Source organism: Neoroseomonas alkaliterrae, from assembly GCF_014199195.1.
GTDB lineage: Bacteria > Pseudomonadota > Alphaproteobacteria > Acetobacterales > Acetobacteraceae > Neoroseomonas > Neoroseomonas alkaliterrae.
In genome coordinates this window covers 1-22,108 of sequence record NZ_JACIJE010000006.1, presented here as the reverse complement: position 1 = coordinate 22,108, position 22,108 = coordinate 1, and the positions used below count along the sequence as shown (strand labels likewise).

The following is a 22,108-nucleotide window of genomic DNA, read 5'->3' as shown; positions in this document are numbered from 1 at the left end:
GATGCGTGTGCTCTATTTCGCCTGGCTGCGGCAGAAGATCGGCACCGCCGAGGAGGAGATCGCGCCGCCGCCCGAGGTGCGCGACGTCGCCGGGCTGGTGCGCTGGCTCGCGCAACGCTCGCCCGCCCATGCGCAGGCCTTCGCCGATCCGCGGCAAGTCCGCGCCGCCGTCAACCAGGATTTCGCCGGCCCCGAGCATCCCGTCGCGGCGAATGACGAGGTCGCCTTCTTCCCCCCCGTCACCGGAGGCTGAGATGGCGCGCGTGCTGGTTCAGGAAGCGGCCTTCGACCTGGCCGCCGAGACCGCGGCCCTGACCGCGGGGCGCACGGATGTCGGCGGCGTGGCCTCCTTCCTCGGCGTCTGCCGGGCCGATGACGGGCTTTCGGCCATGGTGCTCGAGCACTATCCGGGCATGACCGAGCGCGCGATCGAGCGCATCGCCGCCGAGGCCGAGGCGCGCTGGCCGCTCACCGGATGCACCGTCATCCACCGCACCGGGCGCATCCTGCCGGGCGAGCCGATCGTGCTCGTGCTCACCGCCTCGGCGCACCGCGCGGCCGCGCTCGACTCCTGCGCCTTCCTGATCGACTGGCTCAAGACCAAGGCACCCTTCTGGAAGCGCGAGGAGTTCGCCTCCGGCGCGCATCGCTGGGTGGAAGCGCGCGCCGAGGACGACGCCGCAGCGGCGCGCTGGGCCGGGGCGGGCGGCGCGTGAGCGAGCCCCCCCCGCATCTCGACGCCATCGTCATCCCCTGCCGCGACATGGCGCGGCAGCGAGGCTTCTACGAGCGCATCCTCGACCGCGCGCCGGAGGAGACGCGCGCCGGCTGGGTGCGCTTCGACCTCGGCCATGTCAGCCTCGCGCTGCGTGCCCGGGGCGACGCGCTCTTCCCGCGCGAGGGCGATCCCGGCGTCATGCTGGCCTTCCGCCTCGACACCGCCGAGGAACTCGACCGCTGGCACCGCCGGCTGCTCATGGCCAAGGTCGCCGTGCTCGACCCGCCGACCGACCTGCCCTCGGGCGACCGCGCGCTGCATGCCGCAGACCCGGAGGGCAATGTCCTCTGCCTCTTCACGGCGCGCTGAGCGCAGGATTGCACGCAGCGCGCGCCGTTTTGCGCGCCACGCAACCACGGCGGCGCATCCTGCGCGTTCCGGACCACCCTTGCTTGCGTTCGCGCCACGCCGCCCTTCCACATTCGCTTGAACGATGAGGAATCCCCCGATGCGGCGCTTGCGAGTCGCGCGCCGATCCGTGAGGGTCCGGGAATGATGCGCAGGGAAGCGACCGGCGAGGCGGCCCCGCGAACACCGCAGGCGGGCGCCGGCCCGGTCCCCGCGCCGCTTGTCGCATCCGCGGTGCTGGGCGGCGCGGCGCTGCTCGTCTGGCCGGCGGTGTTCAACGGCTACCCGCTGGTCTTCAGCGACACCGGCGGTTTCCTGCACCAGACGCTCGGCCCGCTGATGCTCTGGGACAAGCCCTGGATCTACGGGCCGCTGCTGCACGCCTTCCACTGGCGCGTCACGCTCTGGGCGCCGCTCGCGGCGCAGGCGCTGCTCGTCTCGCATCTGCTGTGGCTCGCGCAGCGCGCGCTGCGCGGCACCGCCGCGCCCGCCGCGCATCTCGGCCTTTGCGCCGCGCTCGCAGCGGCCAGCACCGCACCCTTCACCGTCGCGCTGCTGATGCCCGACCTCTTCGCGCCCGCCATCCTGCTCGCGCTGTTCCTGCTCGGCCCGGCGCGCGAGGCGATGACGGGGCCGGAGGCCTGGTATCTCGGCACCGTCGCGACGCTCGGCATCGCGGCGCATCTGGCGCATCTGCCGCTCGCCCTCGCGCTCGCCTGCATGGCATTCCTGCTCGGCCTGCCCCGGGGCCGGGCGCTGCGCGACGGGGCGCGCACCGCCGCGCCCCTGCTGGCCGCCATCGTGCTGCTGCTGGCGACGAACTGGGCGGGTCACGGCCGCCCCGCGCTCTCGCCGCATGGCGCCACCTTCATGCTCGCCCGGCTGCAGGCCGACGGGCCCGCTGCCGCGGTGATCCGCGCGCGCTGCCCGGAAGCCGGCTGGTATCTCTGCGCCTTCGCCGACCGGCTGCCGATGGATGCCAACGACTTCCTGTGGGCGTCGGACAGCCCGGTCAACCGCGATGCCGAGGGCCGGGCGCGCTTCCTCGGCGGCGCGCTCATCGCGCCCGAGGCGCAGGCCATCGTCGCCGCGACCATCGCCGAGCATCCGCTCGCCGTCGCCACGGCGGTGCTGCGCAACGCCCTGCGGCAGCTCGTCACCGCCGGCATCGGCGACACGCTGGGCGACGACCATCTGCGCACCGCGCTGCGCCCGCGCATCGCCGAGGGCTTCCCGGCGCGCGAACGCGCCGCCTACGACGCCGCCCGCCAGCCACGCGGCGTTCTGCGCGAGGCCATGATGCCGCTCGCGCCGCTGCATGGGGCTGCGCTGCTGCTGAGCCTGCCGCTGCTCGCGGCGGGCGGCCTGCGCGCCTGGCGCGCGGGGGATGCGGTGGCGCTTACCTTCCTCGCGATGGTGCTGGCGGGCGCGCTGGCGAATGCGGTGGCCACGGGCGGTCTCTCCGGCGTCTTCCCGCGCTACCAGGCGCGCATCGCCTGGCTGCTGCCCGCCGCCGCCATCCTGCTGCTGATGCCGCGGCGGCGGTCATGATCGCAGCTCTCGTCATCCTCGCCGGCGCCCTGCTGCTCGGCTGGCCGATCGTGCTGAACGGCTATCCGCTCGTCTTTATCGACACGGTCTCCTATCTCGGCCAGACGCTCATCCCCGAATGGCCGTGGGACAAGACGCCGGCCTACGGCGCGGCGCTGCACCTGTTCCATTGGGGCGTGAGCCTGTGGCCGGCGCTGCTGGCGCAACTGCTGGCGCTCTCGCACCTGCTGTGGCTCACACAGCGCGCCGCGCGCGGGGAGGCGACCATCCCGGGCCACCTGCTGCTCTGCGGCGCGCTCGCGGCCTTCACCTCCGCGCCCTGGTTCGCCGCGACGCTGATGCCCGACATCTTCGCCGCGGTCGCGCCGCTCTGCATCCTGCTGCTCGGCTTCGCGCTGGAGAGGCTGACGAGGGGCGAGACAGCCTGGCTCGTCATCCTCGGCGCCTTCGCCACCGCGACGCATCTCTCCCACCTGCCGACCGCCGTGGCGATGGTGCTCGTGGTCGCGGTGATGGGCGGGGGAATCCTGCCGCCGCTGCGCGCCGCGCTGCCGGTGGCGCTGGCCGTCGCCGCGCTGACCGGGGCGAATGCCTGGGCCTTCGGGCGCGCGAGCCTCTCGCCGCATGGCGCGGTCTTCCTGCTGGCGCGGCTGCAGGCCGACGGCCCGGCCGCGGCGACCATCCGTGCCAATTGCCCGGCCAGCGGCTGGTATCTCTGCGCCTTCGCCTCCCGCCTGCCGATGGACAGCGACGCCTTCCTGTGGGACCCGCAATCGCCGCCGAACCGCAGGCCGGATGGCCGGGCCATCGCGATGGGCGGGATGCGGCTCGCGCCCGAGGCGGCGCAGATCATCGAGCGCACCCTGCGCGAGCGGCCCCTCGAGGTCGCCGAGGCGATGCTGCACAACACCTTCCGCCAGCTCGCCATGACCGAGGTGGGCGACACGCTGGGCCGCGAGCACCTCGCCGCCTCGGCGCGCCGCGCCATCGCGCGGCTGCCGCCCGGGGAGCTCGCGAGCTTCGATGCCGGCGCGCAGATGCGCGGCACGCTGCGCCAGGATGCCGCACCCTTCCTGGCGGTGCATGGGCCGGCGCTGATGCTGGCGCTGCCGCTGGCGCTTTTCGCGCTCGCTCTCGCGGCTTGGCAGCGGGACCGGTTGCGCGGCGGGCTGGTGGCGGGGATGCTGGTCGCGGTGCTGGTCAACGCCTTCGCCACCGGCGCGCTGTCGGGCCCGCATAACCGCTACCAGGCGCGGATCATCTGGCTGGTGCCGCTGGCCGCGGTGCTGGGCCTCGCGCCGCGCTTCGGGCCGGACCTGAACGAGGCGGCGCGCATCCGCGCCAGGATGGCGGCATGGCAGACCTCCTCCCCGTCCTCGCGATCTTCCTCCTCGCCGGCCTCGTGAAGGGGGTGGCGGGCTTCGGCCTGCCCACGGTCAGCATCGCGTTGCTCGCGCTGTTCCGCCCCCTGCCCGAGGCGATCGCGCTGATGCTGGTGCCCTCGCTTGCTACGAATCTCTGGCAGGCCTTCGCGGGCGGCACCCTGCGCCGGGTCGCGCCGCGGATCGGCGCCTTCCTGGTCTGCGCGGCGGGCGCGGCCTGGATCGCGGCCGGGCAGCTCGCGCGGGCGGATGCCGTGCTGCTCTCGGGGCTGCTCGGGCTGACCCTGGTGGCGTCCTCGGCGGTTGCGCTCGCCGCGCCGGCCATGCCAGCGCCGGGGCCGTGGGCGGAACGCTGGCTCGGCCCGCCGCTCGGCCTCGTCTCCGGAGCCATTGCCGGGCTGACGGGCAGTTTCCTGGTGCCGGCCGCATCCTGGCTGCAGGCGATCCGGCTGCCGCGGGAGCAGTTCGTGCAGGGCTTCGGCCTTGCCGTCGTGCTGGTGAACGGCGCGATCGCGGCCGGGCTCGCGGGGGGCGGGATGCTGCCGGCGGAACTCGGCCTCGCGTCCTTCGCCGGGCTGGTGCCGGCCTTCCTCGGCATGGCGGCCGGGCGGCGTCTGCGGCAGCGGCTCGACGAGGCGGCGTTCCGGCGGATCGTGCAGGTCGCGCTGGGGCTGATCGGGGCCTGGCTCGCGTTCCGCGGCCTCGGATGATCCCGGCCCGCGCGGCGCATGGGCCGCCGGCGGTGGCGGCAGGAGCCGGAAAACACTCCGCGTCAGCGCTGCCGATCGCTCACGATGCTCGGGTCGAGACAGGGGCCAAGGCTTCCGCGCGCCATGCCTGCGGACGAAGCGGCAGCCCCGCCGCCCGCCGCGCACGGCCCGGCCGGCTCACCGGATCGCCATGGCATTCCCCGGGCTGCCGATGCCGCCGCGCAGGTTCAGCGGCGCCGCCGTCAGGAAGGCGGTCCAGCGGCCGGTCGCGGCGCTGTCCGCCGCCAGCGCCTCGAGGTCGAAGAACTCCCCGAGGCACAGCCCGAGCCTCGCGATGGCGAGGTGCAGCGCCGGCTTCCAGGGGAAGATCGGCCAGGCCTCCACCGTCGGGTTGTCGGCCGCCACGGCGGCGACGCCGGCATCCCACAGGAAGCGCCACATCGGCTCCTGGCCGTCGAGGCCCGAATAGTCCCGCGCGCCGTTCTCGCCCTGGATCAGCCGATGCCGCGCCGCCGCATCCGGCGCCGCGCGGAAGGCCGCGAGCCAGCCCGTGCGGACCAGCAGGATGTCCCCGGGCTGCAGCGCCACCCCCTGCGCGGCGAGACAGGCGGCGAGGTCCTCGGCCGTCGCGCGCCGGCCGCCCATCGGCCCCCAGGCGCGCCCGGTCCGGGCGAAATGCCGCGCGAGGTCCGCCAGCACGCATCGCCCCGCGATGCCATGCGCCAGCGCCTTGTCGATGCCGTTGCGGCTTGCCGCCCCGTGGACGATCGAGGACAGCGGCGCATGGTTGTAGAAGCCGTGCGTCGGGTCGGCGAAGTGGCTGAGCCCGTCCCATTGCGTGCTCGCCTGCAGCCAGAAGCCGTCGAGCCTGTCGTCGCGCGTCACGCGACCGGGCTGTTCCTCGGCCACCATCACCGGATGCGGCGCCGCGCGGCGCCGATGCGCGCCGGGCAGCGCGGCGCCGAAGGGCTCGTCGAGCGGCAAGTTCAGGTTGAAGCGGCGACCGTCGCGGATCTCCTCGCGTGCCGCGGCGACCGTCGCATCGGTGATACGGTTGAGCGTGCCGATCTCGTCCTCCGGCCCCCAGACGCCCCAGGCGAGCGGCAGGCCCGTCGGATCGCCGGCCGGGCGCGGCAGGTCGTCGTAGCGCGGTGGTTTCGCCATGGTGCGGACTCAGCCCCCGGGAAGGACGCGATGCATGATGCGCGCGGGCATCAGCGTGAAGGCGCCCGTGATCAGCGGGGCGCCGAGATAGAGCCCGACCATCGTCCAGCGATGCCGCTCGGCCCACCCGCGCCGCGCGGCGAGCACCGCGAGCGCCAGCAGCAGCGCCAGCACCGGTACGCGCAGATGCACCAGGGACCAGCGCCCGGGCCCGGCCAACCCGGTGATCGCGAGCGCCGACGCCGCCGCCACCGCCATCAGCAGCACCCACACCCGGCCCAGCGCGCGATGCTGCGCATCGGCCTTGGGCAGCACGAACTGCGCGGGGCCGAGCGGCGCGGCAAGCACCGCCGCGGCGGCATGCGCCTGCACGAGCAAGGGGGCGGCGATCAGGGGATCGAGCGTCATGCGCGCATCCTGCCGCGCCGCGGGCCGGCGCGCCATGCGGCTTGACGGCGGGCCGGCGCGCAACCACGCGACGCGCGAGATCTGGGAGACCTGGACATGACCCTCGCCCGCCGCACGCTGCTCGCCGCCGCCGCCCTGCCCCTCGCCCGCCCCGCCTTCGCGCAGGCCTGGCCGGCCCGCCCGATCCGGGTGCTTGTCCCCTTCGCCGCCGGGGGAGCCGCGGATTCCGCGGCGCGCACCATCCTGCCGCGCATGGGCGAACGACTTTCGGCCACCTTCGTCGTCGAGAACCGCACCGGCGCCAGCGGCTCCATCGGCGGGGCGGAGGTCGCGCGCAGCGCGGCGGACGGCTACACGCTGCTCTGGGACGCCTCCTCCCACATCGTGAACCGCGCGCTGCTGCGCGGGCTGGTTTTCGACTACGCGACCGCCTTTCTGCCGATCAGCCAGATCTGCACATTCCCGCAGGTGGTCGCGGTGAAGGCCGACTTCCCCGCGCGCGACATCGCCGCCTTCATCGCCGCGGCCAAGGTGCGGCCGAACACCATCAACATGGGCACCCAGGGCAATGCGACGGCCGGGTATCTCGGCCTCGCGCGCTTCGCCCGCGAGGCCGGGATCGAGGTGCAGCACGTGCCGTAACGCGGCGGCGCGGACGCGGCGCGCGACCCCGCGGCGGGCAATCTTGACGGCGTGTTCATCACCGCGCTCTCGGCCCGGCCCGTGGTCGAGGCGGGGCGGGCACGCTTCCTCGCGGTGGCCACCGCGGCGCGCCAAGCGAACCGGCCCGATCTGCCAACCCTCGCCGAATCCGGCCTGCCAGGCTTCGACGTGAGCGAATGGGTGGGCCTTTTCGCCCAGGCCGGCACGCCCGCGCCCATCGCCGCGCGCCTGCACGAGGCCCTCGCCGCGGCCCTGGCCGAGGAGGAGGTCCGCACGCGCCTCGCGCGTCTCGGCGCCGTGCCGGTCGGTAACGATCCGGGCGCCTTCGCCCGCTTCGTCACCGAGGGCCGCGCCGCGATGACCGCGCTGGTGCGGGCGGCGAACATCAGCATCGAATAGGCGCGGCGCTAGCGGCGGCGGCCGAGATCGGGCACATGCTGGCGGGATGATGTCCCTCCGGCAGATACGGCGGCGAATGGCCGCGCCCACGCCCTTCTCGCGCCGGATGCTGCGCGGGTGGCGCGGCGCGTTGGCCGCGGCGGTGCTGGCCGCAGCGCCGGCCGCGGCGCAGGACGATGTCCGCAGCGTCGTGGGGGAGCCGGTGCTCGCGCTTGCGCAGCGCCCGGAAATGACCACCGGGCTGCGCTTCAACAGTGGCGGGCATCGCGGCGTGCTGGCGGCGCGGCTGCGCGACCCCGGCCCGCCGGTGGCGATCGCCGGGGACCGCTACCTCTATGGCTGGGGCTGCCGCGCGGAGGGATGCCGGGTCGGCGGCGCCTTCCTGGCCTACGACATCCAGGACGACAGGATGTACCTGATCCTGACCGAGAACGGCGCGGTGCGCCTGTCCGTCCCGCCGGACCCGCGCGCCTGGCCCGAGGCGCTGCGGCCGCCCATCCAGGGGTTCATCCCGGCGCTGGCGGAGATCATCGGCCCCCGCTGAGCGCGCGAGCCGGGCGCGCAAGAAAAGGGGCGGAAGGTTGCCCCTCCGCCCCGTCATCCGGTTGCCTCTTCGCGCAGTGGTCAGGACTCGGCGGTCTCTTCCGCCGCGGCCTCGGGCTTCGGCCCGCTGTCCTGGCCCTTCGCGGCCACGTTGCGGTCCACCAGCTCGATCACCGCCATGGTCGCGGCGTCGCCGTAGCGCACGCCAGCGCGCAGGACGCGCGTGTAGCCGCCCGCGCGGCCCTTGTAGCGCTCGGCGATCTCGCCGAAGAGCTTGGCCACGATCTTCTCGTCGCGGATCTGCGCCAGCGCCTGGCGGCGCGCATGCAGCCCGCCGCGCTTGCCGAGGGTGATGATGCGCTCGACATACGGGCGCAGTTCCTTGGCCTTCGGCAGGGTCGTGGTGATCTGCTCGTGCTTCAGCAGCGAGGTCGCCATGTTGCGGAACATGGCGAGGCGATGGGCGGAGGTGACGCTGAGCTTACGCCCGGCAATTCCGTGACGCATGGTTCGTATTCCTTACCGGATGGCCCCTCAGAAGGGCTCCTCCACCTTCTTCGCGAGTTCCTCGATGTTCTCGGGCGGCCAGCCGGTCACAGTCATGCCGAGGCTGAGGCCCATCGAGGCGAGCACTTCCTTGATCTCGTTCAGCGACTTGCGGCCGAAGTTCGGCGTGCGGAGCATCTCCTGCTCGGTCTTCTGCACGAGGTCGCCGATATAGACGATGTTGTCGTTCTTCAGGCAGTTCGCCGAGCGGACGGAGAGCTCGAGCTCGTCCACCTTGCGCAGCAGGTTGCGGTTGAACGGCAGGTCGTCGCGGATCTCCTCCTCGACCCGCGCGCGCGGCTCGTCGAAGTTGATCAGGATCTGAAGCTGCTCCTGCAGGATGCGCGCGGCGACACCGACGGCATCCTCGGGCGCGAGCGTGCCGTCGGTCTCGACCGTCAGGACCAGCTTGTCATAGTCGGTCTTCTGGCCGACGCGGGTCGGCTCCACGCGATAGGCCACGCGGCGCACCGGCGAGTAGATCGCATCCACCGGGATGAGGCCGATCGGCGCGTCCTCGGGACGGTTCTCCGAAGCCGGGACATAGCCCTTGCCCACGTCCACCGTCAGTTCCATCGAGAGCTTCGCGCCGTCATCGAGCGTGCAGAGCACGAGCTCGGGGTTCGCAATCTCGATGTCGCCGGTGGTCTGGATCTGCCCCGCGGTCACCTCGCCCGGGCCCGTCGCGGTGAGCTGGAGGCGCTTCGGCCCCTCGCCCTGCATGCGGATGGCGAGCTGCTTCACGTTCAGGACGATGTCCGTCACGTCCTCGCGCACGCCCTGGATGGAGCTGAACTCGTGCAGCACGCCGTCGATGCGGATGGCCGTCACCGCCGCGCCCTGCAGCGACGACAGCAGCACGCGCCGCAGCGCGTTGCCGAGCGTCATGCCGAAGCCGCGTTCGAGCGGCTCCAGCGCGACGGTCGCCGTGCGCAGCGGGTCCGCGCCCATCTCGACGGTCTTCTGCGTCTCGATCAGCGAACGCCAATTCCTCTCGAGCACTCTTCGATCTCCTGTCGGCTGGCTTGGCGGCAAGGCATCGCGCCCGCCCGGGGCGCGCTCCGGCGCGTCCGAATCAGACGCGGCGACGCTTGCGCGGGCGGCAGCCGTTGTGCGGGATGGGCGTCACGTCCTTGATGGCGGTGACGTAGAAGCCCACCGCCTGCAGGGCGCGCAGCGCCGATTCGCGGCCCGAGCCCGGGCCGCTGACCATGATCTCGAGCGTTTCCATGCCGTGCTCGCGCGCCTTGCGCCCGGCATCCTCCGCCGCGACCTGCGCCGCATACGGGGTGGACTTGCGGCTGCCCTTGAAGCCCTGGGAGCCGGCGGACGACCACGCGATGGCGTTGCCCTGGGCGTCGGTGATGGTCACGATGGTGTTGTTGAAGGACGCCAGCACATGGGCCACGCCCGAGCTGATGTTCTTCCGTTCCTTGCGCTTGACGGGGCCACGGGCGCCGCCGCGGGGTTCGCGGGCCATCTTACTTCGTCACCTTCTTCTTGCCGGCGATGGGCACGGCCTTGCCCTTGCGGGTGCGGGCATTGGTGTGGGTGCGCTGCCCGCGGACCGGCAGGCCCTTGCGGTGGCGGAGCCCCCGGTAGCAGCCGAGGTCCATCAGCCGCTTGATGTTCATCGCCTGCTCGCGCCGCAGGTCGCCCTCGACCTGGTATTCGCGGTCGATCAGCTCGCGGATCTTCAGGACCTCGTCATCGGTGAGCTGGTTCACCCGACGGTCGTCGGGGATGCCGAGCTTCCCGCAGATCTCCTTCGCGTTCTGCGGCCCGATGCCGTAGATGTAGCGAAGCGAGATGAGCACCCGCTTGTTGGTCGGGATGTTCACGCCGGCGATGCGCGCCACAGTGCCTCTCCTGGGGCAGAGCCCCGATAACCGCCGTGCGGGGCAGCGTCCCCTCCGGCGCAGTGAACCAATCCATGCAACGATGAACGGCGGCCGGGCGAGCCCGGTCGCGGGAGGGGGCCATCTAGCCCCCGCCCCCCTGAGAGTCAACCCTTCCCGGTGAGGATCGCGCCGATCTGGCGCGCCACCGCGTCCATGCTGGCCATGCCGTCCACACCCGAGAGCTTCCCCTGCGCCGCGTAATAGGGCAGCAGCGGCGCCGTCTGGCGGTGGTAGGCCTCGAGCCGGGCCGCGACCGTCTCGGCCCGGTCGTCGGCGCGGCGGGTGAACTCGGTGGAGCCGCAGGAATCGCACACCCCGGGCTTCGCCGTGGGCTTGAAGGTGTCGTGGTAGCCCGCCCCGCACTTCGCGCAGGTGAAGCGGCCGGCGATGCGCTCGACCAGCGCGGCATCGTCCACCTTCAGTTCGATCACATGGTCGAGCCGGAGCCCCTTCTCGGCCAGCATCCGGTCCAGCGCCTCGGCCTGCGGCACGGTGCGGGGGAAGCCGTCGAGGATGAAGCCCTTCGCGCAATCGGGGCGCGAGACCCGCGCGGCGAGCATGGCGGTGATCACGCCGTCGGGCACGAGTTCGCCCCGCTCCATGATCGCCTTCGCCTGCAGGCCGATCTCGCTGCCCGACTTGACCTCGGCACGGAGCATGTCGCCGGTCGAGATCTGGGCGATGCCGAACTGCTCCTCGAGCCGCTTGGCCTGTGTCCCCTTCCCCGCCCCAGGCGGTCCGAGCAGGATCAGATTCATGACGTGGTGTTCCCCCTAGCGCGGCCGCGGCATCCCGCGCCCCCCGAGCCGGGCCTTCTTGATCAGCCCTTCATACTGGTGGGCGAAGAGGTGCGACTGCACCTGCGACACCGTGTCCATGGTCACCGAGACGATGATCAGCAGCGAGGTCCCGCCGAAATAGAAGGGCACGCCATACTGGCTGATCAGCACCTCCGGGATGATGCAGACGACGCAGAGGTAGAAGGCGCCGACCACGGTCAGCCGGGTGAGCACGCGGTCGAGATACTCCGCCGTGTGCTGGCCGGGCCGGATGCCGGGCACGAAGCCGCCGTACTTCTTCAGGTTGTCCGCCGTGTCGGCCGGGTTGAACACCACCGCCGTGTAGAAGAAGGCGAAGAAGGCGATCAGCGCCATGTAGAGGCCCATATAGAGCGGGCGCCCATGGCCAAGCATCGCGCTGATGGTCTGCAGCCAGCCTTCCTGCGTCGGGTCCGTCGAGAAGCCCGCGATCGTCGCCGGCAACAGAAGAAGCGAAGAGGCGAAGATCGGCGGGATGACGCCCGCGGTGTTCAGCTTGAGCGGCAGGTGCGTCGCCTCGCCGCTGAACATGCGGTTGCCGACTTGGCGCTTGGGATACTGCACCGGGATGCGCCGCTGCGCCCGCTCGATGAACACCACGACGAAGATGATGGCGAGCGCGGCAAGCAGGAAGAAGATGATGAAGAAGGTCGAGAGCGCGCCGGTGCGGCCGAGCTCCAGCGTGCTCACCAGCGCCGAGGGCAGATTCGCGACGATGCCGGCGAAGATGATCAGGCTGATGCCGTTGCCCACGCCGCGGGCGGTGATCTGCTCGCCGAGCCACATCAGGAACATCGTCCCGCCGACCAGCGTCGTCACGCAGGAGATGCGGAAGAACCAGCCCGGGTCGTAGACCGCGGCGCCGAACTGCCCGCGCATCCCCTCGAGCCCGATGGCGATGCCCCAGGCCTGGAACAGCGCGATCAGCACCGTGAGATATCGGGTGTACTGGTTGAGCTTCTTCCGCCCCGCCTCGCCTTCCTTCTTGAGCTGCTCCCACGAGGGAATCGCCGCCGTCATCAGCTGCACGATGATCGAGGCGCTGATGTAGGGCATGATGTTCAGGGCGAAGACCGTCATGCGCCCGAGTGCGCCGCCCGAGAACATGTCGAACATGCCGAGGATCCCGCCGCCGTGCTGGGCCAGGATCTCGCCCATCACCGCGGCATCCACGCCGGGCACGGGCACGTAGGTGCCGATGCGGTAGACGATCAGCGCACCCAGGGTGAACCAGATGCGCTTCTTGAGCTCGGTCGCCTTGGCCAGAACCCCGAAGTTGAGGCTCGCCATCGCCTGCTCGGACGCCGACGCCATGCGCTATCTCCTCAGCACTGCGGCGCCCGGGTGGCCCCGCGCGCCGCAGCGAAGACCGGTCCCTGACCTAGCCACGCGGCAGGCCAGCGGCAAGGGTCACTCCGACGCCGGCTCCGCGGCCGACCCGGTGACCGTGACGGTGCCGCCCGCCGCCTCGACGGCCGCGACCGCCGCAGCCGACGCGCCGGAGACGGTGATCTTCACCGCGCGCTTGATCTCGCCCTTCGCGAGCAGACGCACGCCGGCGAGCTTCGCCGAGCCGCGCACCACGCCGGCCGCCTTGAGCGCCGCCTCGTCGATCGCCGCATCCGCCGGCAGCCGGCCCGCCTCGATCGCCGCGTCAAGCGCGCCAAGATTCAGCACCGCATAATCCTTGCGGAAAGGATTGACGAAGCCGCGCTTCGGCATGCGCCGGTAGATCGGGAGCTGGCCGCCCTCGAATCCGTTCAGCGACACACCGGTGCGCGCCTTCTGGCCCTTCACGCCGCGGCCGCCGGTCTTGCCCTTGCCGGAGCCGATGCCGCGGCCGATGCGCTTGAACTTCGGGCGCGCGCCCTCGTTGTCGCGGATTTCGTTGAGCTTCATGGCTCAGTCCTCGACGCGCACCAGGTGCGCGACCTTGCGGATCATGCCGCGCACGGCCGGAGTGTCCTCCAGCTCGCGCGTGCGATGGCGCTTGTTCAGGCCGAGACCGATAAGGGTCTCCTTCTGGCCCGGCTTGCGGCCGATCGGCGACCCGGTCTGGGTCACCTTCACGGTCTTCTTCTGCTCAGGCATTGGCTGCCTCCGCCGCCTCGGCGGCGTCCTTCTTCTGGCCGAGGATGTCGGCGACCTTCTTGCCGCGGCGCGCCGCGACGGCGCGCGGGCTGGTGCACTTCTGCAGCGCCGCGAAGGTGGCCTTCACCATGTTGTGCGGGTTCGCCGAGCCGGTGCACTTGGCGACGACGTCGCCCATGCCGAGCGTCTCGAACACCGCGCGCATCGGGCCGCCGGCGATGATGCCGGTGCCCGCCGGGGCGGCGCGCAGGATCACGCGGCCGGCGCCGAACTCGCCGATCACGTCGTGGTGCAGGGTGCGCCCCTCGCGCATCGGCACGCGGATCATCGTGCGCTTGGCACGCTCCGTCGCCTTGCGGATGGCCTCCGGCACCTCGCGCGCCTTGCCCGCACCCCAGCCCACGCGGCCCTTCTCGTCGCCGACCACGACCAGGGCCGCGAAGGAGAAGCGCCGGCCACCCTTCACCACCTTGGCAACGCGGTTGATGGTGACGAGCTTGTCCTTCAGCTCGTCGCCCTCCTGGCGCTCCTGCCGGTTGTCACGGTCGCTGTCGCGGCGGCGGCCGCGGCGCTCGCGCCCGCCCTCGCCGCCACCCTCGCCGCCGGTCCTCGGTTCACGTGCCATGCTTCATCACCCTCAGAACGACAGCCCGCCCTCGCGGGCGCCGTCCGCGAGCGCCTTGACGCGCCCATGGTAGAGATACGGACCGCGGTCGAAGACGACTTCCGTCACCCCGGCCGCGATCGCGCGCTCGGCGACCAGCTTGCCGACGGCGGCCGCCGCATCGCGGTCCGCGCCGGTCTTCAGCCCCTCGCGCATCGCCTTCTCGAGCGAGGAGGCGGCGGCGAGCGTGCGCCCCGCCTTGTCGTCGATCACCTGCGCGTAGATGTGCCGGCCCGAGCGGAAGACCGAGAGGCGCACGCGCCCACCGGACTTCTGCCGGAGCTGGAAACGGAGGCGGCGGCGGCGCCGCGCCTCGAGGTCGAGCTTGCTGGCCATTACTTCTTCTTGCCCTCCTTGCGGAGGATCTGCTCGTTCTCGTACTTGACGCCCTTGCCCTTGTAGGGCTCGGGGCCGCGATACGCGCGGATCTCGGCCGCCACCTGGCCGACCTGCCGCTTGTCCGAGCCTTCCACCTTGATGGCGGTCGGCTTCTCGCAGGTGATCTTGATCCCCTTCGGGATCGGGTAGCGGATCTCGTGGCTGTAACCGAGGTTCAGCACCAGATCGGAACCCTGCACCGCCGCGCGGTAGCCGGTGCCGTTGATCTCCATGGACTTCGAGAAGCCCGTCGAGACGCCCGTCACCATCGAGTTGATCAGGCTGCGCGTCGTGCCCCACATGGTCCGCGCGCGGCGGTCCGTGCGGCGCGGCGACACCGCGACCTCATTGGCCTTGATCTCGACATCCACGTCGTCCGTGAGGTCGAGCTTGAGCTCACCGAGCTTGCCCTTGGCAGTCAGCGTGCGGCCGGCGAGCGCGAGCGTGACGCCCGCGGGAACCGGAACGGGATACTTCCCGACGCGAGACATCTCTCGTCCCTCCGTCAGAACACGCGGCAGAGGACTTCGCCGCCGACATTGGCGGCGCGGGCCTCGTTCTCGCTCATCACGCCGCGCGGCGTGGACAGGATGGAGGTGCCGAGGCCGTTATAGAACTTCGGCAGCTCCGCGATCTTGGAATAGACGCGCCGGCCGGGCTTGGAGACACGGGTGATCTCCTTGATGGCGGGCTCGCCCTCCGAATACTTCAGCTCGATGTCGATGAAGCGGACGCCGGGGCGCACTTCCTCGGTGCGCCAGGCGCGGATGTAGCCCTCGCGCTTCAGCACCTCGAGCACGTTCTCGCGCAGCTTGGAGGCCGGCGCCTTGCAGCGCGACTGCCTTGCGGCCTGCGCGTTGCGGATGCGGGTGAGCATATCGCCCAGCGGATCGGACATGGACATGGCCGGCCCCCTTACCAGCTCGCCTTCACCACGCCGGGGATCTGGCCCTTCGACGCCAGTTCCCGCAGCTGGTTGCGGCACAGCTTGAACTTCCGGTAGTTGCCGCGCGGGCGGCCGGTCACTTCGCAGCGCAGGCGCACGCGGTTCGCCGCACCATTGCGCGGCAGCTGGGCGAGCTTCAGCGTCGCCTCGAAGCGCTCCTCGACCGGCAGCTCGCGGTTCATCACCACGGCCTTCAGCGCGGCGCGCTTTGCGGCGTGAAGCTTCGACAGCCTCTCGCGACGCTTGTTCTTCTCGACAGACGAGGTCTTGGCCATGCCGTCTAGGTCCTCCGGAACCTGCCGGGCATCGCCCGGCGGTTTTCCAAAAATCAGTTCTGGAAGGGAAGGTCGAAGGCCTTGAGCAGTGCCTTCGCTTCCTTGTCCGTCTTCGCCGTCGTGACGAAGACGATGTCCATGCCGCGGATCGCGTCCACCTTGTCGTAGCTGATCTCGGGGAACACGATCTGCTCCTTCAGGCCGAGGGAGAAATTACCCCGCCCGTCGAAGCCCTTGTTGCCGGGCAGGCCGCGGAAGTCGCGCACCCGCGGCAGCGCGATGGTCACGAGCCTGTCGAGGAACTCGTACATGCGCTGCTTGCGGAGCGTCACCTTGCAGCCGATGGCCATGCCCTCGCGGATCTTGAAGCCCGCGATCGCCTTCTTGGCCTTCGTCTTCACCGGCTTCTGGCCGGAGATCGCCTGCATGTCCGCCACCGCGGCGTCGAGCTTCTTCTGGTCGCCGGCCGCCTCGCCGACACCCATGTTGACCACGATCTTCTCGAGCTTCGGCACTTCCATCGGGTTCTTGTACCCGAACTCCTCGATGAGGCGCTTGCGCACGACCTCGTCGTAGTGCTTCCGCAGCCGCGGCTGTTCCATCGCTTCGCTCATGCGTCGAGCACCTCGCCGGAGGCCTTCGCCACCCGGACCTTCTTGCCGTCCTCGAGCACCTTGAAGCCGACCCGCGTCGGCTTGCCCGACTTCGGGTCGAGCAGGGCCAGGTTCGAGAGGTGGATGCCCGCCTCCTTCTCCTGGATGCCGCCGGGGCGGCCCATGCCCTGCGGCTTCTGGTGCCGCTTCACCAGGTTCAGCCCCTGCACGAGGGCGCGGCCCTCCGCCGGCATCACCCGGATCACTTCGCCCTGGCGACCCTTGTCCTTGCCCGTGAGGACCTGGACGCGGTCGCCCTTCCTGATTTTGGCGGCCATGGTGTTACAGCACCTCCGGCGCCAGCGAGATGATCTTCATGAACTTCTTCGCCCGCAGCTCGCGCACCACGGGCCCGAAGATGCGGGTGCCGATCGGCTCGTTCTGCTTGTTGATCAGCACCGCCGCATTCCGGTCGAAACGGATCACCGTGCCGTCCTGCCGGCGCACCGGATAGGCGGTGCGCACGATCACCGCGCGCTCCACCGTCCCCTTCTTCACCTTGCCGCGCGGGATCGCCTCCTTGACGGAGACGACGATGATGTCGCCCACGCCGGCGGTCTTGCGCTTCGAGCCGCCAAGCACCTTGATGCACTGCACGCGGCGCGCACCGGAATTGTCGGCGACCTCGAGGTTGCTCTCGACCTGGATCATGGATCAGGCCTCCGCCGCGCCAAGGAAGGCCGGGCGCTCGACCGCCGCGCCGTTGCGCTCGATCACCACCCAGGACTTCGTCTTGCTGATCGGGCGGCACTCCTCGATCTGCACGACGTCGCCTTCCTTGCAGAGGTTGGCGTCATCATGGGCGGCATACTTCTTCGAGCGCCGGATGAACTTCTTGTAGAGCGGATGCATCACGCGACGCTCGACCAGGACCGTGATGGTCTTGTCGGTCTTGTCGCTGACGACCCGCCCGGTGAGGACGCGCTTCGGCATCGCCGTCGGTCTCCTCTCAGGCCTTGGTGGCGGCGCTGCGCGCGCGCTCGCCGATGATGGTCTTCACCCGCGCGATGTCGCGCCGGACCTGCTTGATGCGCGAGAGCGCCTCGATCTGGCCGGTCGCGCGCTGGAAGCGCAGGTTGAACTGCTCCTTGCGCAGGTCGAGCAGCATGGTGTTCAGCTCGTCCGCGGACTTGGCGCGGATATCGCCGATCTTGGTCGCAGCCATCTCAGGCCTCCGCACCCAGGCGGGTGACGAACTTCGTCTTGATCGGCAGCTTCGCCGCGCCGAGGGACAGCGCCTCGCGCGCCGTCTCGGCGGAGACGCCGTCGATCTCGAACATGACGCGGCCCGGCTTCACGCGGCACACCCAGTACTCGGGCGAGCCCTTGCCGGAGCCCATGCGGACTTCCGCCGGCTTCGTCGAAACCGGCACATCCGGAAAGACGCGGATCCACACCCGGCCCTGGCGCTTCATCGCGCGTGTGATGGCGCGGCGCGCGGCCTCGATCTGGCGCGCGGTGACGCGGTCCGGCTCGAGGGCCTTCAGGCCGAAACCGCCGAAGGAGAGCGTGAACCCACCCTTGGCGATCCCGTGGATGCGGCCCTTGTGGGCCTTGCGGAACTTGGTGCGCTTAGGCTGCAGCATCGTCCTTCACCTTCAGCGCTGAGGCGCCTGCTCGGCGGCGCGCTTGTCCTGCGCCATCGGGTCGTGCGCCATGATCTCGCCCTTGAAGATCCAGACCTTCACACCGCAGGTGCCATAGGTGGTCTTCGCGGTCGCCGTGCCGAAATCGATATCCGCGCGCAGCGTGTGCAGCGGCACGCGTCCCTCTCGGTACCACTCCATGCGCGCGATTTCGGCGCCGCCGAGGCGACCGGAGCAATTGATCCGGATGCCCTGCGCGCCAAGGCGCATCGCGGACTGCACCGCGCGCTTCATCGCGCGACGGAAGGCCACGCGGCGCTCAAGCTGTTGCGCGATGCTCTCGGCCACCAGCGTCGCGTCGATCTCGGGCTTGCGGATCTCGACGATGTTCAGCGCCACCTCGGCGCCGGCCATCTTCTGCAGATCCTTCCGCAGCACCTCGATGTCGGCGCCCTTCTTGCCGATGACGACGCCCGGACGCGCGGCATGGATCGTGACGCGCGGCTTCTTGGCCGGACGCTCGATCACAACGCGGGACACGCCCGCCCCCTTCAGGCGCTTGGTCAGCGTCTCGCGCAGCTTGAAGTCCTCGTGCAGCAGCTTGGCGTAGTCGCTGCCCGCGAACCAACGGCTGTCCCAGGTGCGGTTGATGCCGAGCCGCAGCCCGATCGGATTGACCTTCTGGCCCATGTTACGCGGCCTCCTGCTCGGCCGGGGCGGCCAGCTGCTGCTCCGCCACCACGATCTTCAGATGGCTGAACCACTTCTCCACACGCGAGGCGCGCCCGCGGCCGCGCGCATGGAAGCGCTTCATCACCATGGCGCGGCCTACCTCTGCCTTCGACACGACCAGGCGGTCCACGTCGAGGCTGTGGTTGTTCTCCGCGTTGGCGATCGCGCTCTCGAGCGTCTTTTTCACCGTGCCCGCGATGCGGCGCTTGGAGAAGGTCAGCTGCGCGACCGCGTCCTGCGCCCGCTTGCCGCGGATCATGCCGGCGACGAGGTTCAGCTTGCGCGGGCTGACGCGGATGTTCCACGTCACGGCCTGCGCCTCGTGCTCCGCCAGCCCCCGGGGATGCTTCGGCTTGCTCATCGGATCAGCCCCGCTTCGCCTTCTTGTCGGCCGCATGGCCGGAGAAGGTGCGCGTCGGCGAGAACTCGCCGAACTTGTGGCCCACCATGTTCTCCGTCACCTGCACCGGCAGGAACTTCTTGCCGTTGTAGACGCCGAAGGTCAGGCCCACGAACTGCGGCAGGATCGTGCTGCGGCGCGACCAGATCTTGATGATCTCGTTGCGCGTGGACGCACGGGCGGCCTCCGCCTTGTTGAGCAGGTAGCCGTCCACGAACGGCCCCTTCCAGACGCTGCGCGCCATTGCGTCAGCCCTTCGTCGCGTTGCGGCGGCGGACGATCTGCCCGTCGGACCGCTTGTTGTTGCGCGTCTTCGCGCCCTTGGTCGGCTTGCCCCAGGGCGTGACCGGATGACGGCCGCCCGAGGTGCGACCCTCACCACCACCATGTGGGTGATCAACCGGGTTCATCGCCACGCCGCGGTTGTGCGGCTTGCGGCCAAGCCATCGGCTGCGCCCCGCCTTGCCGAGCTGCTGGTTGCTGTTGTCCGGGTTGGACACGGCGCCGATCGAGGCCATGCACTCCGAACGGATCAGCCGCAGCTCGCCCGACATCAGCTTCACCTGGGCGTTGCCGCCATCCTTGCCGACGAGCTGCGCGAAAGCACCGGCCGAGCGCGCGAGCTTGCCGCCAGCGCCCGGCTTGAGCTCGATGTTGTGGATGATCGTGCCGACCGGGATAGCCGCCATCGGCATGGCATTGCCCGGCTTCACGTCCACCTTCTCGCCCGACACCACGGTGTCGCCGGCCTTCAGGCGCTGCGGTGCGAGGATGTAGGAGAGCTCCCCATCCTCATACTTCACCAGCGCGATGAAGGCGGTGCGATTCGGATCGTACTCCAGCCGCTCCACCACGCCGGGCACGCCGAACTTGGCGCGGCGCTTGAAGTCCACGAGGCGATAGGCGCGCTTGTGCCCGCCGCCGCGGAAGCGGACGGTGATGCGGCCGTGGTTGTTGCGCCCGCCCGAGGAGGTCTTGCCCTCGGTCAGGCCCTTGACCGGCGCGCCCTTCCACAGCTCGGACCGATCGATGAGGATCGTCCCGCGCAGCGACGGCGTGACGGGGTTGAAGTTCTTCAGAGCCATGGCTTACGCGAGCCCCGTCGTGAGATCGATGCTCTGGCCCTCGGCCAGGCGCACCATCGCCTTCTTCCAGTCCGAGCGCTGTCCGGGACGGCCACGGAACTGCTTGCGCTTGCCCTTCACCAGGATGGTGTTGACCGCAAGCACCTTCACGCCGAACAGCCCTTCGACCGCCGCCCTGATCTGCGGCTTGGTCGCGTCCACAGCGACCTTGAAGGTCACCTGCCCGCGCTCGTTGTTCAGCGTCGCCTTCTCGGTGACCACGGGCGCAAGGATGGTCTGGTACATCCGCTCCCGCCCGATCACCGGACGCTTCTGCTTCGGGGCGTCGCTCATGCCAGCCGCTCCTTCAGCGCCTCGACGCCGGCGCGCGTCACCGCGAGCACGTCGTGGTTCAGGATGTCATAGACATTCGCGCCAACAGTCGGCAGCACCTGCACCTTCGGCAGGTTGCGCACGACGCGGGCGAAGTTCTCGTCCGCCGCAGCGTCCACCACAAGCGCGCTCGTCCAGCCGAGCGCCTTCAGCTTCGCCGCCATCGCCGAGGTCTTGGCATCGGCCGGCACCGAGGCGCTGTCCAGCACCACGAGCTTGCCCTCGGCCGCCTTCATGGAAAGCGCGGAGATCAGCCCGAGGCGACGGACCTTCTTGTTCAGGCTGTAACCATGGTCGCGCACGACCGGACCATGCACCACGCCGCCCTTGCGGAACTGCGGCGAACGCAGCGAGCCCTGACGCGCATTGCCGGTACCTTTCTGGCGATAGGGCTTCTTGGTGGTCCCGGAGACCTCGCCCATGCCCTTCGTCTTGTGCGTTCCGGCGCGCCGCCTGGCGAGCTGCCAGTGCACCACGCGCGCCATGATGTCCGCGCGCGGCTGCGCCCCGAACACCTCGTCCGGCAGCTCGATCTGGCCGGCAGTGCCGTTATCGAGGGTGATGACGTTGACCTGCATCTTCGGCGTCCTCAGGCCACGGCCGCCGGGAAGGGCGCATCGGCATGGCGCGCGCGCTTCACGGCGTCGCGCACCAGCACGTAGCTGCCCTTCGCGCCCGGCACGGCGCCCTTGATCAGCACCAGACCCTTCTCCGCGTCGACGCCCGCCACTTCCAGGTTCTGGGTGGTGACGCGCTCGACACCGAGGTGTCCGGCCATCTTCTTGTTCTTGAAGGTCTTGCCAGGATCCTGCCTGTTGCCGGTCGAACCGTGCGAACGGTGGCTGATCGACACGCCGTGCGAGGCCTCGAGGCCCGAGAAGTTCCAGCGCTTCATCGCGCCCGCGAAGCCCTTGCCGACCGTGACCCCCGTCACGTCCACCTTCTGGCCCTTCACGAAATGCGCGGGACTGAGCCGGGTGCCGGCCTCAAGCGCGGCATCGGCGCCGACGCGGAACTCGACCACCTTGCGCGGCGCCTCGACGCCGGCCTTCGCGAAATGACCCTTATTCGCCTTCGAGACGTTCTTGGGCTTCGCGACGCCGATGCCGACCTGGACGGCGTCGTAGCCGTCCTTCTCCACCGTGCGCCTCGCCACGACGCGGACATTGTCCACGTGCAGCAGCGTCACGGGCACGGTCGAGCCGTCCTCGTTGAACAGCCGGGACATCCCCAGCTTCCTCGCGATCAGGCCGGTGCGGCCCGTCTTCGCGGCCATGGCTGCGTCCTCAGATCTTGATCTCGACGTCCACGCCGGCAGCCAGGTCGAGCTTCATCAGCGCGTCCACGGTCTGCGGAGTGGGGTCGACAATGTCGAGAAGGCGGCGATGCGTCCGGATCTCGAACTGCTCGCGCGACTTCTTGTCCACATGAGGCGAGCGGTTCACCGTGAAACGCTCGATATGCGTCGGCAGAGGGATCGGGCCCCGCACGCGCGCGCCGGTCCGCTTCGCGGTGTTCACGATCTCCCGCGTGCTGCCATCGAGCACGCGGTGATCGAACGCCTTGAGGCGGATGCGGATGTTCTGGTTGTCCATGACGATCGGACCCGCGTTCCTGCCGTTACGCCACGATCTTGGCGACGACGCCGGCGCCGACGGTGCGGCCGCCCTCGCGGATGGCGAAGCGCAGGCCCTCGTCCATGGCGATCGGCGCGA

General features: G+C 70.6%; 37 protein-coding genes and 1 pseudogene. 8 read left to right on the top strand and 30 right to left on the bottom strand.

Annotated features, from left to right (window positions below):
• Position 1 precedes the first annotated feature (1 nt).
• The 6 genes from moaD to FHS88_RS11340 all read left to right on the top strand — a co-directional run bounded on the left by moaD (position 2) and on the right by FHS88_RS11340 (position 4,769).
• Positions 2–253, top strand: coding sequence for a molybdopterin converting factor subunit 1 (gene moaD, locus FHS88_RS11365; protein WP_184484675.1), 252 nt, complete (start codon positions 2–4; stop codon positions 251–253).
• 1 nt (position 254) lies between these two features.
• On the top strand, positions 255–716 hold the full coding sequence (locus FHS88_RS11360) for a molybdenum cofactor biosynthesis protein MoaE (RefSeq protein WP_184484673.1): 462 nt from the start codon (positions 255–257) through the stop codon (positions 714–716).
• Positions 713–1,087 (top strand): VOC family protein, encoded by a 375-nt coding sequence (locus FHS88_RS11355; protein WP_184484671.1) that lies wholly within the window; start codon positions 713–715, stop codon positions 1,085–1,087. The genes FHS88_RS11360 and FHS88_RS11355 overlap by 4 nt, the downstream gene beginning before the upstream one ends.
• Positions 1,088–1,270: 183 nt before the next feature.
• Positions 1,271–2,677: a hypothetical protein gene (locus FHS88_RS11350; RefSeq protein ID WP_246419843.1), complete on the top strand. Its 1,407-nt coding sequence runs from the start codon at positions 1,271–1,273 to the stop codon at positions 2,675–2,677.
• A complete protein-coding gene (locus tag FHS88_RS11345; protein WP_184484669.1) occupies positions 2,674–4,083 on the top strand; it encodes a hypothetical protein in 1,410 nt (469 codons plus the stop codon). The genes FHS88_RS11350 and FHS88_RS11345 overlap by 4 nt, the downstream gene beginning before the upstream one ends.
• Positions 4,032–4,769, top strand: a complete 738-nt coding sequence (locus tag FHS88_RS11340; RefSeq protein WP_184484668.1) for a sulfite exporter TauE/SafE family protein — start codon at positions 4,032–4,034, stop codon at positions 4,767–4,769. Before FHS88_RS11345 ends, FHS88_RS11340 begins: the two co-directional genes overlap by 52 nt.
• 177 nt (positions 4,770–4,946) lie before the next feature.
• On the opposite strand, the gene FHS88_RS11335 is transcribed toward FHS88_RS11340, so the two are convergent.
• Together FHS88_RS11335 and FHS88_RS11330 are read right to left on the bottom strand one after the other, a co-directional pair.
• A complete protein-coding gene (locus FHS88_RS11335) occupies positions 4,947–5,933 on the bottom strand; it encodes a cyclase family protein (RefSeq protein ID WP_184484666.1) in 987 nt (328 codons plus the stop codon).
• A 9-nt stretch (positions 5,934–5,942) separates the two neighbouring features.
• Positions 5,943–6,341 (bottom strand): DUF2306 domain-containing protein, encoded by a 399-nt coding sequence (locus FHS88_RS11330; RefSeq protein ID WP_184484664.1) that lies wholly within the window; start codon positions 6,339–6,341, stop codon positions 5,943–5,945.
• Positions 6,342–6,437: 96 nt separating this feature from the next.
• On the opposite strand from FHS88_RS11330, the pseudogene FHS88_RS20820 reads away from it, so the two are divergent.
• Positions 6,438–7,403 (top strand): annotated as a pseudogene (locus FHS88_RS20820) (tripartite tricarboxylate transporter substrate-binding protein).
• 76 nt (positions 7,404–7,479) lie between these two features.
• Positions 7,480–7,947 carry a hypothetical protein gene (locus FHS88_RS11315; RefSeq protein ID WP_184484660.1) on the top strand — a complete coding sequence of 156 codons (468 nt, stop codon included), beginning with the start codon at positions 7,480–7,482 and terminating at the stop codon, positions 7,945–7,947.
• An 80-nt stretch (positions 7,948–8,027) separates the two neighbouring features.
• Here the strand turns inward: FHS88_RS11315 and rplQ are convergent, their stop codons facing one another.
• From rplQ to FHS88_RS11175, 28 genes are all read right to left on the bottom strand, one after another.
• Complete coding sequence (rplQ, locus tag FHS88_RS11310; RefSeq protein ID WP_184484657.1) at positions 8,028–8,453, bottom strand: 50S ribosomal protein L17; 426 nt, start codon at positions 8,451–8,453, stop codon at positions 8,028–8,030.
• 27 nt (positions 8,454–8,480) lie between these two features.
• Positions 8,481–9,494: a DNA-directed RNA polymerase subunit alpha gene (locus FHS88_RS11305; protein WP_184484655.1), complete on the bottom strand. Its 1,014-nt coding sequence runs from the start codon at positions 9,492–9,494 to the stop codon at positions 8,481–8,483.
• Positions 9,495–9,567: 73 nt separating this feature from the next.
• On the bottom strand, positions 9,568–9,972 hold the full coding sequence (gene rpsK, locus FHS88_RS11300; protein WP_184484653.1) for a 30S ribosomal protein S11: 405 nt from the start codon (positions 9,970–9,972) through the stop codon (positions 9,568–9,570).
• 1 nt (position 9,973) lies between these two features.
• Positions 9,974–10,351, bottom strand: a complete 378-nt coding sequence (rpsM, locus tag FHS88_RS11295) for a 30S ribosomal protein S13 (RefSeq protein ID WP_184484651.1) — start codon at positions 10,349–10,351, stop codon at positions 9,974–9,976.
• Positions 10,352–10,497: 146 nt separating this feature from the next.
• Complete coding sequence (locus FHS88_RS11290; RefSeq protein ID WP_184484649.1) at positions 10,498–11,151, bottom strand: adenylate kinase; 654 nt, start codon at positions 11,149–11,151, stop codon at positions 10,498–10,500.
• A 15-nt stretch (positions 11,152–11,166) separates the two neighbouring features.
• On the bottom strand, positions 11,167–12,525 hold the full coding sequence (gene secY / locus FHS88_RS11285; RefSeq protein WP_184484647.1) for a preprotein translocase subunit SecY: 1,359 nt from the start codon (positions 12,523–12,525) through the stop codon (positions 11,167–11,169).
• A 96-nt stretch (positions 12,526–12,621) separates the two neighbouring features.
• Entirely contained in the window at positions 12,622–13,110 is a 489-nt protein-coding gene (gene rplO, locus FHS88_RS11280; RefSeq protein WP_184484645.1) for a 50S ribosomal protein L15, read from the bottom strand.
• Between the two features lie 3 nt (positions 13,111–13,113).
• Complete coding sequence (gene rpmD / locus FHS88_RS11275) at positions 13,114–13,302, bottom strand: 50S ribosomal protein L30 (RefSeq protein WP_184484643.1); 189 nt, start codon at positions 13,300–13,302, stop codon at positions 13,114–13,116.
• Entirely contained in the window at positions 13,295–13,927 is a 633-nt protein-coding gene (rpsE, locus tag FHS88_RS11270) for a 30S ribosomal protein S5 (RefSeq protein WP_184484641.1), read from the bottom strand. Before rpsE ends, rpmD begins: the two co-directional genes overlap by 8 nt.
• A 12-nt stretch (positions 13,928–13,939) precedes the next feature.
• A complete protein-coding gene (gene rplR, locus FHS88_RS11265) occupies positions 13,940–14,302 on the bottom strand; it encodes a 50S ribosomal protein L18 (RefSeq protein ID WP_184484639.1) in 363 nt (120 codons plus the stop codon).
• Positions 14,302–14,835: a 50S ribosomal protein L6 gene (rplF, locus tag FHS88_RS11260; RefSeq protein WP_184484637.1), complete on the bottom strand. Its 534-nt coding sequence runs from the start codon at positions 14,833–14,835 to the stop codon at positions 14,302–14,304. Before rplF ends, rplR begins: the two co-directional genes overlap by 1 nt.
• A 14-nt stretch (positions 14,836–14,849) precedes the next feature.
• Entirely contained in the window at positions 14,850–15,248 is a 399-nt protein-coding gene (gene rpsH / locus FHS88_RS11255) for a 30S ribosomal protein S8 (protein WP_184484635.1), read from the bottom strand.
• Positions 15,249–15,259: 11 nt separating this feature from the next.
• Entirely contained in the window at positions 15,260–15,565 is a 306-nt protein-coding gene (gene rpsN, locus FHS88_RS11250; RefSeq protein WP_184484633.1) for a 30S ribosomal protein S14, read from the bottom strand.
• A gap of 53 nt (positions 15,566–15,618) precedes the next feature.
• Positions 15,619–16,179: a 50S ribosomal protein L5 gene (gene rplE, locus FHS88_RS11245; RefSeq protein WP_184484631.1), complete on the bottom strand. Its 561-nt coding sequence runs from the start codon at positions 16,177–16,179 to the stop codon at positions 15,619–15,621.
• Positions 16,176–16,496, bottom strand: a complete 321-nt coding sequence (gene rplX, locus FHS88_RS11240; RefSeq protein ID WP_184484629.1) for a 50S ribosomal protein L24 — start codon at positions 16,494–16,496, stop codon at positions 16,176–16,178. The genes rplE and rplX overlap by 4 nt, the downstream gene beginning before the upstream one ends.
• A 4-nt stretch (positions 16,497–16,500) precedes the next feature.
• Positions 16,501–16,869, bottom strand: coding sequence for a 50S ribosomal protein L14 (rplN, locus tag FHS88_RS11235; RefSeq protein ID WP_137127388.1), 369 nt, complete (start codon positions 16,867–16,869; stop codon positions 16,501–16,503).
• Between the two features lie 3 nt (positions 16,870–16,872).
• Entirely contained in the window at positions 16,873–17,151 is a 279-nt protein-coding gene (gene rpsQ, locus FHS88_RS11230) for a 30S ribosomal protein S17 (RefSeq protein ID WP_184484627.1), read from the bottom strand.
• A 16-nt stretch (positions 17,152–17,167) separates the two neighbouring features.
• Positions 17,168–17,383, bottom strand: a complete 216-nt coding sequence (gene rpmC, locus FHS88_RS11225; RefSeq protein WP_184484625.1) for a 50S ribosomal protein L29 — start codon at positions 17,381–17,383, stop codon at positions 17,168–17,170.
• 1 nt (position 17,384) lies between these two features.
• Positions 17,385–17,804: a 50S ribosomal protein L16 gene (gene rplP, locus FHS88_RS11220; RefSeq protein WP_184484623.1), complete on the bottom strand. Its 420-nt coding sequence runs from the start codon at positions 17,802–17,804 to the stop codon at positions 17,385–17,387.
• A gap of 12 nt (positions 17,805–17,816) precedes the next feature.
• Complete coding sequence (gene rpsC / locus FHS88_RS11215) at positions 17,817–18,494, bottom strand: 30S ribosomal protein S3 (RefSeq protein WP_184484621.1); 678 nt, start codon at positions 18,492–18,494, stop codon at positions 17,817–17,819.
• A gap of 1 nt (position 18,495) precedes the next feature.
• Positions 18,496–18,897, bottom strand: coding sequence for a 50S ribosomal protein L22 (rplV, locus tag FHS88_RS11210; RefSeq protein ID WP_184484619.1), 402 nt, complete (start codon positions 18,895–18,897; stop codon positions 18,496–18,498).
• 4 nt (positions 18,898–18,901) lie between these two features.
• Positions 18,902–19,180: a 30S ribosomal protein S19 gene (rpsS, locus tag FHS88_RS11205; RefSeq protein ID WP_184484617.1), complete on the bottom strand. Its 279-nt coding sequence runs from the start codon at positions 19,178–19,180 to the stop codon at positions 18,902–18,904.
• 4 nt (positions 19,181–19,184) lie between these two features.
• On the bottom strand, positions 19,185–20,021 hold the full coding sequence (gene rplB / locus FHS88_RS11200; protein ID WP_184484615.1) for a 50S ribosomal protein L2: 837 nt from the start codon (positions 20,019–20,021) through the stop codon (positions 19,185–19,187).
• A 3-nt stretch (positions 20,022–20,024) separates the two neighbouring features.
• A complete protein-coding gene (locus FHS88_RS11195; RefSeq protein WP_456306787.1) occupies positions 20,025–20,321 on the bottom strand; it encodes a 50S ribosomal protein L23 in 297 nt (98 codons plus the stop codon).
• Between the two features lie 29 nt (positions 20,322–20,350).
• Positions 20,351–20,971, bottom strand: a complete 621-nt coding sequence (gene rplD / locus FHS88_RS11190) for a 50S ribosomal protein L4 (RefSeq protein WP_184484611.1) — start codon at positions 20,969–20,971, stop codon at positions 20,351–20,353.
• A gap of 11 nt (positions 20,972–20,982) precedes the next feature.
• Positions 20,983–21,669 carry a 50S ribosomal protein L3 gene (gene rplC / locus FHS88_RS11185; protein WP_184484609.1) on the bottom strand — a complete coding sequence of 229 codons (687 nt, stop codon included), beginning with the start codon at positions 21,667–21,669 and terminating at the stop codon, positions 20,983–20,985.
• A gap of 10 nt (positions 21,670–21,679) precedes the next feature.
• Positions 21,680–21,988 (bottom strand): 30S ribosomal protein S10, encoded by a 309-nt coding sequence (rpsJ, locus tag FHS88_RS11180; RefSeq protein WP_137127378.1) that lies wholly within the window; start codon positions 21,986–21,988, stop codon positions 21,680–21,682.
• Between the two features lie 25 nt (positions 21,989–22,013).
• Positions 22,014–22,108: EF-Tu C-terminal domain-related protein (locus FHS88_RS11175; RefSeq protein WP_221244406.1), on the bottom strand; the 95-nt coding region annotated here is incomplete at its 5' end.